10 protein-coding genes are annotated in these 10,184 nt (G+C 53.4%); 4 read left to right on the top strand and 6 right to left on the bottom strand.

Annotated features, from left to right (window positions below; translation table 11 throughout):
* The 4 genes from B3P58_RS20245 to rpsU form a co-directional block, all read right to left on the bottom strand.
* The coding region (locus B3P58_RS20245; RefSeq protein ID WP_286720192.1) for an RNA polymerase sigma factor region1.1 domain-containing protein at window positions 1-1,176 on the bottom strand (1,176 nt) is incomplete at its 3' end.
* A gap of 411 nt (window positions 1,177-1,587) precedes the next feature.
* Window positions 1,588-3,441 (bottom strand): DNA primase, encoded by a 1,854-nt coding sequence (gene dnaG / locus B3P58_RS20240; protein WP_145466431.1) that lies wholly within the window; start codon window positions 3,439-3,441, stop codon window positions 1,588-1,590.
* 103 nt (window positions 3,442-3,544) lie between these two features.
* Entirely contained in the window at window positions 3,545-3,991 is a 447-nt protein-coding gene (locus B3P58_RS20235) for a GatB/YqeY domain-containing protein (protein WP_145466430.1), read from the bottom strand.
* Between the two features lie 30 nt (window positions 3,992-4,021).
* On the bottom strand, window positions 4,022-4,237 hold the full coding sequence (gene rpsU, locus B3P58_RS20230) for a 30S ribosomal protein S21 (RefSeq protein WP_145466429.1): 216 nt from the start codon (window positions 4,235-4,237) through the stop codon (window positions 4,022-4,024).
* 295 nt (window positions 4,238-4,532) lie between these two features.
* Between rpsU and tsaD the strand changes: the two genes are divergently transcribed.
* The 3 genes from tsaD to folK are packed head-to-tail and all read left to right on the top strand — an operon-like array spanning window position 4,533 to window position 6,470.
* Window positions 4,533-5,606 (top strand): tRNA (adenosine(37)-N6)-threonylcarbamoyltransferase complex transferase subunit TsaD, encoded by a 1,074-nt coding sequence (gene tsaD, locus B3P58_RS20225; RefSeq protein WP_286720186.1) that lies wholly within the window; start codon window positions 4,533-4,535, stop codon window positions 5,604-5,606.
* Window positions 5,599-5,970, top strand: a complete 372-nt coding sequence (gene folB / locus B3P58_RS20220) for a dihydroneopterin aldolase (RefSeq protein ID WP_145466427.1) — start codon at window positions 5,599-5,601, stop codon at window positions 5,968-5,970. The genes tsaD and folB overlap by 8 nt, the downstream gene beginning before the upstream one ends.
* Window positions 5,970-6,470 carry a 2-amino-4-hydroxy-6-hydroxymethyldihydropteridine diphosphokinase gene (gene folK / locus B3P58_RS20215; RefSeq protein ID WP_286720182.1) on the top strand — a complete coding sequence of 167 codons (501 nt, stop codon included), beginning with the start codon at window positions 5,970-5,972 and terminating at the stop codon, window positions 6,468-6,470. Before folB ends, folK begins: the two co-directional genes overlap by 1 nt.
* A 32-nt stretch (window positions 6,471-6,502) precedes the next feature.
* Here folK and B3P58_RS20210 read toward each other — a convergent pair whose 3' ends face one another.
* Window positions 6,503-7,741, bottom strand: coding sequence for a multifunctional CCA addition/repair protein (locus B3P58_RS20210; RefSeq protein ID WP_286720179.1), 1,239 nt, complete (start codon window positions 7,739-7,741; stop codon window positions 6,503-6,505).
* A 107-nt stretch (window positions 7,742-7,848) separates the two neighbouring features.
* The gene (gene traF, locus B3P58_RS20205; RefSeq protein ID WP_286720175.1) at window positions 7,849-9,447 is read right to left on the bottom strand and encodes a conjugal transfer protein TraF; all 1,599 of its coding nucleotides are present in this window, start codon (window positions 9,445-9,447) and stop codon (window positions 7,849-7,851) included.
* Window positions 9,448-9,896: 449 nt separating this feature from the next.
* Between traF and B3P58_RS20200 the strand changes: the two genes are divergently transcribed.
* Window positions 9,897-10,184 (top strand): EamA family transporter (locus B3P58_RS20200; RefSeq protein WP_286720173.1); only part of this gene is annotated, 288 nt, incomplete at its 3' end.

The raw sequence follows: 10,184 nt of genomic DNA, 5'->3' as shown, positions 1-10,184 counted from the left end.
GGTGTATTTCTTGGCGATGGAAATAACCAGACGCAGGTTGGCCTCAACCATTTCTTTCTTGGCGCGACGGGCGCGGGCTTCACCGATGGATACGCGACGGTTAACTTCTTTAATTTCCGGAATGCTCAGACCAACGCGTTCTTCAACGGCGCGGATTTTCTTCTGCGAACGGAAAATTTCCAGACGGTAGGTGTCGAGTTTTTTCGAGTAGCTGTGACCGGCAGCGATCAGGCCATCGATCCATTCGTTGCTGACTTCATTACCCTGAAATTCTTTGATGAAGTCTTTACGGTCCATGCCGCACTTACGGGTCATCATCACCATGATCTGGCGTTCCTGGGTACGGATCAGATCCAGGGCATCGCGTGCACTGTTAACCAGTGAGTCGAAGTATTTTGGCGTCAGTTTAATGGGTGCGAACAGCTCGGCCAGTTTGGCGAGGGCTTCTTCGGTTTTCTTGTGCGCACGACCATTTTTGGCCAGGGATTTTTCCATGGCGTCATGGGCTGCACGGATTTCATCGAAACGACGGGTAACTTCGGCCATGTCGATGCCGCTGTCTTCGCTGTCATCGGTGCTGTCGTCGTCATCGGTGCTGTCATCGTCGGCTTCTTCTGCGGCAGCAGCGGCTTCCGGACCGGCTTGTGGGCCTGGCTCAGGATCAACATCGGACGGATCAATAAAGCCGGAGAAAATATCGCCAACGCGGTTCGGATCTTCTTCCGCTTCTCTGAATGCGTTCAGAATGGTTTCCGCAGCGCCCGGATAGTAAGCCAGGGCGGACATCACTTCGCGGATACCTTCTTCGATACGCTTGGCGATCACGATTTCGCCTTCGCGGGTCAGCAGTTCCACAGTACCCATTTCGCGCATATACATACGCACAGGGTCGGTGGTGCGGCCAACGTCGGATTCAACCAGAGCCAGGGCAGCGGCCGCTTCTTCTGCTGCGGCGTCATCGGCGGCATCAGACATAAACAGTGAGTCACCATCGGGCGCAACTTCAGATACCGGAATACCGATATCGTTGATCATGCGGATGATGTCTTCGACCTGATCCGGATTGGCAATATCGTCCGGCAGGTGGTCGTTTACCTGAGCATAAGTCAGGTAACCCTGCTCTTTGCCTTTGGCGATAAGTTCTTTAAGACGGGATTGTTGCGTGTTCGCTGACATAGAAGCCCTGTGTTCCGTTTTTTAAGGCGGAAGAAAAACGCCGAAGTATAACTTTTAACCGATCTTTAGGCCATAGGCACGACGTTAGGTTCCGCTGTTTTTGCGGATGCCGGTGCCTGTAACCGCAGGGTTCGGTTGCTTGCTTCACTATCTTCAGCAAGGTCAGTTAACGTGGGAAATCGGCCTGGCGAAAATATGCCCGGATGTGCCGATGCTGGCCTCTTGGCTCTGTCACGTTGGTTGCTGCGCTGCTGCAGTCGTTTATTGAATCCGGCAGCATTATAAAGCGGCTGTTGTCCGGATTCAGAAGTTCTTTGTATATAAGGGCTGTTGGTTAAATCTCAAGCCCCTGCGGCCGTTTTCTTTGCTGTTTTGCGGCCACTTTGTCTGTTTTTTGTTCAGTGTCTGTTTTCAGTGCCGGGCGTAAATGCGCGCACGCTTTTTGTTAATGCTGTGCAGTTGCTGGTGCAGTTCGCGTTTACGGGCTTTTTCTTCGTCGCTGAGTTTCTCGCCGCGTTCAAATTTGCTGGTCAGAGTGCGCAGTTCGGCGCTGAGTTTGCGCGCGCTCATCTGTTTCAGCACCACGGCGATATCGGCCGCGGTCGGTTTCATCTGGCTGTTGGGGTTGTCGGCCAGTTGCTGCAGTTCTGCCTGATAGGGCGAACCGATCCACTGAATAAGCAGACCAACACTGCTTTGCTGCGGTGCCTGTTTCAGTTTGCGCAGCACTTCAATCAGCAGGCGTTCGTACTCACTCTCCGGCTCGGTGTCGGGGAGTTCGAGTTCGGCTGAAAGTGATGGCTGCTTGACCAGTGCGGTCAGCGCTTTATGCACCAGTGGCGCCAGGGTGTCGGCACTGTGATCCTGATGCGGCGGCTGCGGTTCGTGCCGCTCATCATCCAGATAAGAAGGCAGCTGCTCTTCGTATTGTGCCTGTTCCGCCACGGCGGCTGTTGCTGGTGGTGATGACTCAAGGCGGTCGAGGGCGACACTGTCGGCGCCCAGTTCGTCACGCAGTTTATTGCGCATCAGGCTGCGCAACATGCCTTTCGGCAGTTTATTAATTAACGGGGCGGCCAGCTGATCAAGGCGTGCTTTGCCATCCAGAGTGTCGAAGTCGACCTGTTCTTTCAGGTGGTCGAACAGAAATTCCGGCAGATGCACGGCCTGATTCAGACGTTGTTCAAAGGCATCTTTGCCTTCCTGACGAACCAGGGTGTCCGGGTCTTCGCCATCGGGCAGAAACAGAAAGCGTGCCTGCACGCCGTCTTCCAGTACCGGTAATACGGTTTCCATCGCCCGAGCGGCGGCGGTGCGTCCGGCCTGATCGCCGTCAAAACAGAAAATGACTTCCGGCACGACTTTGAATAAGCGCCGCAGGTGGTGCTCGCTGGTAGCGGTGCCAAGGGTGGCCACGGCGTAATGAATGCCGAATTCGGCCAGCGCGACCACATCCATATAGCCTTCGACGATGACGATACGGGTCAGCTTCTGGCGGATTTTACGCGCTTCATACAGGCCATAAAGCTCGCGGCCTTTCTGGAAGATCGGGGTTTCCGGTGAATTCAGGTATTTGGGTTTTTCGTCACCCAGTACGCGGCCACCGAAGGCGATATAACGGCCGCGGGCGTCGCGTATCGGAAACATAATGCGGTCGCGGAAACGGTCATACGTGCGGCCGTCTTCTTTTTCAATCAGCATACCGCAGCTGATCAGTTGCTTAATCAGCTCGCGCTCGCCATTGGCGGCGAGAAAATTCTGCAGGTTATCCCAGCCGGGCGGGGCGTAGCCGATGCCGAAGAATTTGGCTGCCTTGCCGGATAAACCACGGTTTTTTAAATAATCGACAGCTTTGCCGCGCTGTTCATGGCTGCGCAGCATTTTTTCAAAATAGTCACCGGCTTTCTGCATCAGGTCGAACAGTGGCTGGTGTTGTTGTTCCTGGCGGGCTTCGAAGCTGACCTGTTCTTTCGGTACTTCCATACCGGCCTGGGTGGCCAGTTTCTCCACGGCATCGGGAAAACTCAGACCATCGAATTCCATCACGAATTTGAGCGCGCTGCCGGAAGCGCCGCAGCCAAAGCAGTAATAAAACTGTTTGTCCGGGCTGACGGTAAACGACGGCGACTTTTCGTTATGGAAAGGACAGCAGGCGGAGTAGTTTTTGCCGGTCTTTTTCAGTTTGACACGACTGTCCACCACATCGATTACATCGACGCGGGCGAGCAGATCATCAATAAAAGACTGGGGTATGCGGCCTGCCATAAATGCGGTGCCTGTTGCTGAGCGTATATTTGATTAAGCCGTATAAACGACAAAAGCGCTACACACCGGGATGAGTAGCGCTTCTATTGCCTGCAGAGCAGAATCAGCCCAGTTGAGACTTCACCAGTTGACTGATCTGTGCCATATCGGCACGACCTTGCACTTGTGGTTTCAGGATGCCCATGACTTTGCCCATGTCCTGCATTGAAGCAGCACCGGACTGTGCAATCGCATCAGCCACCAGTTTGGCCAACTCTTCTTCGCTCAAGGCTTCCGGCAGAAATTCGCTCAGTACATCAATTTCGTACTGCTCGACCGCTGCCAGGTCGTCGCGTCCGGCGGCAGAATACTGCGCGATGGAGTCACGACGTTGTTTGGTCATTTTGTCGAGAATGGCCAGAGCACGCTCGTCGTCGATTTCAATTCGCTCATCGACTTCAACGCGTTTGAATTCTGCCTGCGCTAAACGCAGAGCATTCAGCCGCTCTTTTTCTTTGGCGCGCATTGCCGCTTTAACAGCGTCTTTAATGGTAGCAACCAGAGTACTCATGCGGTCTCCTTCCTTCCCGTAACCCGGCTCTTAGTAGAGGCGGGTCATTTTGCGCTGTTCGCGCTGCACTTTCTTCAAGTGACGCTTAACAGCGGCAGCCGCTTTGCGCTTACGGATCCAGGTTGGCTTCTCGTAGTGCTCACGACGACGTACTTCAGACAGTACGCCTGCTTTTTCGCAAGAACGCTTGAAGCGACGCAGTGCGACGTCAAACGGTTCGTTTTCTTTAACTTTTACAGCTGGCATCCAATCACCTACGTTTTAAATCAGTCTGTTTATGGGGAAACCACAGGCCCCAGTTAGAGGGCGGGCATTCTAAATCCTTTGTCCGTGGATTGCAAAGAGTAGTTTGCAGATTGACCCCGGGCAACCGGCAGCCCGCGTATTTGCTGGGTTCTGGCCGATGAGTAGCGGAGATTATCCTGTCTTTCCTGCGCCCCCGGCGGGGCATCCCGGCCGATCGGGGAATTGCGGCTGGCGCAGGCTGGGGTGCGGCAGTATCATGCGCCCCTTCGTTAGATCGTGTGAGAAGAGATTATTTATGCGGGTTTTAGGTCTGGAAACATCCTGTGATGAAACCGGCATCGCCCTGTATGACAGCAAGCAGGGTTTGCTGGCGCACCGGGTTTACTCTCAGATTGCACTGCATGCCGAATATGGCGGCGTGGTGCCGGAACTGGCTTCCCGTGACCATGTGCGCAAAGCATTACCCCTGATCCGTGAAGTGATGGATGAAGCCGGCCTGACACTGAAAGATCTGGATGGTGTGGCCTACACCTCAGGCCCTGGTCTGGTTGGTGCTTTGCTGGTTGGTGCCTGTCTGGGCCGCAGCCTGGCCTGGGCACTCAATCTGCCGGCGATTGGTGTTCACCATATGGAAGGCCACCTGCTGGCACCCATGCTGGAAGATAATCCGCCGCCGTTCCCTTTTATTGCGCTGCTGGTATCCGGTGGACACACTCAGCTGGTGCAGGTCGATGGTATTGGTCGTTACAGCCTGCTGGGCGAATCCCTTGACGATGCGGCCGGTGAAGCCTTCGATAAAGCTGCAAAAATGATGGGGCTGCCGTATCCCGGCGGTCCGGCGCTGAGTGCTCTGGCGGCTCAGGGCGATGATAAACGCTTTAAATTCCCGCGCCCGATGACCGATCGTCCTGGTCTGGATTTCAGCTTCAGTGGCTTAAAAACCCGGGTACGTACCACCATTCTTGAATGTGCCGTCGATGGTGTATTGGCGGATCAGGATAAAGCAGATATTTCTGCCTGTTTTCAGGCGGCGGTGGTCGATACGCTGGCGATTAAATGCAAACGGGCGATGCAGCAAACCGGTATCAATCGACTGATTATTGCCGGCGGTGTCGGTGCTAATAAACGCCTGCGCGAAAAATTACGTACCACCGCAGAAGCTCTGGGCGGCGCGGTATTTTACCCGCGGCCGGAACTCTGTACCGACAATGGCGCCATGATTGCTTATGCCGGAACCCAGCGTTTAGTGGCTGGCGAGCAGTCGGATCTGGCGGTATCGGTGGTACCGCGCTGGCCGATGACCAGTCTGACGCCGGTAGATTGTGTTGCGCCTGACGCTAACGCAGAAAGTGGTGCTGAACATGGATAAGGTGTTTATCCGCGGTTTGAAAGTCGATGCCGTTATCGGCGTTTACGACTGGGAAAAACAGGTGCGCCAGCCGCTGATTTTTGATCTGGAAATGGCCTGGGATATTCGTCTGGCAGCTGCCACCGACGATTTAATGCACGCGTTAAATTATCAGGCCGTCACCGAATTTATTGAGCGCTTTGTGCGCGAGCAGCATTTCCAGCTGCTGGAATCATTGCTGGAGCGTCTGGCTGAGGCGCTGCGCAAAGAGTTTGGTATGCCCTGGCTGGGCATTCAGGTAGAAAAACCGGCGGTTGTACCACAGGCACGTGCGGTTGGTCTGTATATCGAACGCGGTGACCAGCCGGCAGGAGACAAGCGCTGATGTCGCGGGTGTTCCTTGGTTTAGGTTCCAATATCGATGCTGAGCAGAATCTGGCGGCTGGTATTGCGCGCCTGAGTCTGCAGTATTCATTGCTGCGTGTGTCGCCCTGGTATCGTTCCCCGGCCATGGGGTTCGACGGCCCGGACTTTATTAATCTGGTGGTTGAAATTGAGTGCGCCTGTTCTCTGGCGGAACTTGCGGCCGGTTTAAAACAGCTGGAATTTGATTTTGGCCGCAGCGCTGATGCGGTGAAATATTCATCCCGTGCGCTGGATATCGATATTTTATTGTTTGATGATCTGGCCGGTGAGTTTGCCGGGCTGCAATTACCGCGCTCTGATATTCAGCAATTTGCTTTTGTTTTACGTCCGTTGCTGGATATTTTTCCTGACGGTGTTGATCCTGCCGACGGAACACCACTGACGCATTACTGGCCGGCATTAACCGACCAGCCGTTGTATCCGGTACGCGCCAGCCAGAATTCCATTGCCCGCGGCTAGACGGGTTTTAACAGCGGTTTTTAACACCAGTTTTATTCAGCGCTTAGTTGCTGCTGTGTTTTCCAGTGTTGCAGATGTTTATCCCGCGCTTCGTTCAGTGCGGTTCTTATTGCTGCGCCCTGATGCCCTTGGGCGATCATATCCTGAGCATTAATACTCAGCGCTTCTTTGAGTGCCGCACGCATATAACCGGCCTGTGGATAAGGCTCATTTTCCAGCCCGGTACGGCCTTTGGCATCCGCCTCGCAGACCAGTAAAAACTGTTCAAAACGCTCACTTTTGCGCCAGGCATCAAGCTGATTAAAAACTTTATTCAGTGTACTGCCTTTCAGTTCAAAGGCTCGGTGTACGTGGGTATGAAATTCGCTGCTGAGCACGGCTAATTCTGCTGCATCCCGCGGTGCTTTCAGGCGCTGATGCAGGGCTTTTAACGGCTTTTTACCGCGCGCTTCGTGGGCAATATGGCGTGGCCATTCTTCTTCTGGTGTCAGTGCTTTACCCAGATCATGACTTAAGGCTGCCCAGCGTACAGCCATGCTGTCGCTGAGTTGTGCTGCGGCTTTTAACGACAGCAGTGCATGAATACCGCAATCAATTTCCGGATGATGTTTTTCCGGTTGCGGAATGCCGAACAGGGCATCGATCTCAGCGAACCAGACCTTTAATGCACCGCAGTCGCGCAGTACCTGAAAATACACTTCCGGCTGCTTTTCACCCAGTGCCCTTTGAGTCTCGTTCCAGACACGTTCAGCCACCAGATGATCCAGTTCGCCAGCGTTTACCATATTACGCATCAGGGTCATTGTTTCGTCGGCAACACGGAAGCCCAGAGGAGCAAAACGGGCAGCGAAACGGGCGACGCGTAACACCCGTAACGGGTCTTCAGCAAACGCCGGTGATACGTGGCGTAATAAGCGTTGTTGCAGATCGGACTGGCCACGGTAAGGGTCAATAATATTGCCATTATCGTCCTGCGCCATGGCATTAATGGTCAGGTCGCGGCGCAGTAAATCTTCTTCCAGCATGATGTCCGGACTGAAGCGGCAGTCAAAACCCTGATAACCCTGACCGCTTTTCCGTTCGGTGCGGGCCAGGGCGTATTCTTCGTGGCTTTGCGGATGCAGAAATACCGGGAAGTCGGCACCGACCTGCTGAAAACCCTGAGCCAGCAGCTCGTCCGGTGTGCTGCCGACAACAACCCAGTCACGGTCTTTCAGCGGGAGATTCAGTAGCTGGTCGCGTACCGCGCCGCCGACAAGGTAAATCTGCATAACGAATATTCCATCAATAAAAAAGCCGTCACAAAACTGTGACGGCTTTTAAGTTTAGCCTTTCGGGCATCAGAGCAGAACCTTTGCCGGGTTCTGCCTGACCGGAATCAGAAATAGAAACCGGTTTCCAGAGCAACGCCTGCTTCTTTCTCAGGATCGCTTGGGTTTGCCATGGCGGCGATATCCAGATGGATACCGAATGGCGACAGGCCAAAACCAACGGATACCATGTCTGCATCCGCCACGCTCATATTGGTGCGGTAACCCAGACGCAGCTGCAGTGTGCTGAAAATATCCAGCTCAGCACCGATAGCAGCGTATTGGGTTGGATTTTCGAAGGCGACAGGATCATTTTCCATTAGGTCGATGTCGGCTGCGATATTGAACCAGTCACTGTTGTAGGCAACACCTGCACGGAATTGCGGATCCAGTGAAACACTGCCGCCTTTAATAACGTACGGTTGCTTCAGTGGGTCTGGGTTGCCGTTAGAATCCTTTGGTGTGACTACCACATCCGCATAGTCAAACTCTCCGCCCAGCAGGTTTTTACCAACCAGACCAAGCATCCAGTTACCTTCGCTACCAAAGCGATAGGACGCACCGATATCAAGGTTTACTTTGCTGTAATCTTCGCGTGAATCTTCAATGTCATCAGACTCGACGTCTTCAAAACCGTCAACTTCATCGGCGTAGTGGAAAGTGCTGACTTTTTGCAGTTTTGGGGTCAGACCGAAGGATACTTTTTCTCCGGCGATATCGAATTCACGTGAAAAAGATAGGGCAACCTCAGCGACAGCGACGGCCACAACTTCGGCGGTAGAAGTCAGGTCAGCATTACTGGCGTCATCGGTAAGCTCGCCATTTTCAATAATGGACGTGCCGTCGGTGGTGGCGTAATCAAATCCTTTAAGTTCATCAACTGAGTTTTGCAGTTGTACCAGTTGCTCTGGGGTTACTACACCATCATCTACAGTTGCTGATACCTCGTTGGTAACATCCTGAGCTTTATTCAGGTATGCCTGTGCGGCTGGAACGTAGCTGCCCAGCAAATCCAAATCGCGGTCGGTAAAGTTGACCCGGGCAGAAACGTTGGCGCTGCCAGAAAGTGATACCGCAGCGGCAAAATTTTTGCTCGGAATAGCGAGGGCGCCGCCGACGCCCAGTCGTGCTGACAGTGGGTTGCCGGAAATACGTGAAAGAGAGTCGGTCAGGTCATTAACGGCACTGTCAGTGACATTCAGATCAGAATTTACCGCAGCAAAATTACCTTTCACAATATCGTTCAGGATTTTTACCTGGGCTGGATCCGGAGTTGCTTTTTCCAGCTCGTTCAGCAAGTTCTGAACAGATCCAGACAGGGTGTCCAGGTTGGCACTTAAGCCAGCTGAGCCGCCGCTAACACCATCGACGGCTTTTTCAAAAGCCGGGAAAATATCATCACTGATGGTTTGTGCTTCATCAATTAGCTCTTCTTCATCAGCCACGCTCACTCCCAGTTGAGGGAACAGCAGGGCAAAGTCATCGTCCTCAGATGCCTGGGACAGCAGTGATGGGTTGTAGGCCGGAGCATGTGCGCGCTTGGCGCTGGCAACACCGGTGTTACCCATTGCCAGACCGCGTGCATCCATTGGCAGAAAAGGTGCTGCCTGGACTGACTGAATGCCGAGGGTTGCGATGGCGACTGCCAATAGTGAACGTTTGGTCATGGCTGGAATTCCTGAATTATTGTTAAACAGATGATCCTGGTTGGCTGCACATAAAAAATGCATTGCCGGGAATTATTCCCGATCTGTGATTGTCTTAGCAAATTTCACATGCAAGCCTGTTGATTGTCCACCAATGATAGTCATCTTTCGCCACGCTTGCATAACGAATATGGCAAGTCTATCCTGCCGATTGTGCTAGAGCCTGTTTGACTCGTATGAGCAGGCCCTGATTCATTAGCAGAATAAGTTGATCTGAATGTTAAACGTCATCTGTCCGAAACAAGCTTCCGCCATCATGGCCGCGCCGCAGCGAATCCGCCGCGCCATGGTTGTGCGTGCCCGTTTCCGACGGTCGTTTTAGTCAGTACATCTGTTCTGCATTAAAAGGCCGCTCCCGCGGCCTTTTTTGTGGGCCGCCGGCGGTGTTCTGCTTCTCCGGGGTCTGTGTTATGCCTGTTATTGTTGCTTATTTATTGGTGGTCTTTATCTGGTCCACCACACCGATCGCCATCCAGTTCAGTCAGGATGGTCTGGATTTTTTTACCGCGCTGACGCTGAGAATGTGGTTCAGCGCTCTGTTATCTTTGCCCATTCTTTTGCTATTACGTCAGCCTTTGCGCCTGAACCGGGCTGCATTAATGAGCTACCTGGCCGGCAGCCTTGGCGTATATGGCGCGATGATGTCGGTGTACTGGGGGTCACTCTATATTCCATCCGGGCTGATTTCTGTGCTCTAC

It is taken from the genome of Thalassolituus sp. UBA2009 (assembly GCF_002335285.1).
GTDB lineage: Bacteria > Pseudomonadota > Gammaproteobacteria > Pseudomonadales > Oceanobacteraceae > Venatoribacter > Venatoribacter alkanivorans.
Note: the sequence above shows the minus strand (reverse complement) of the source record. Positions and strands in the feature narration are given on the sequence as shown.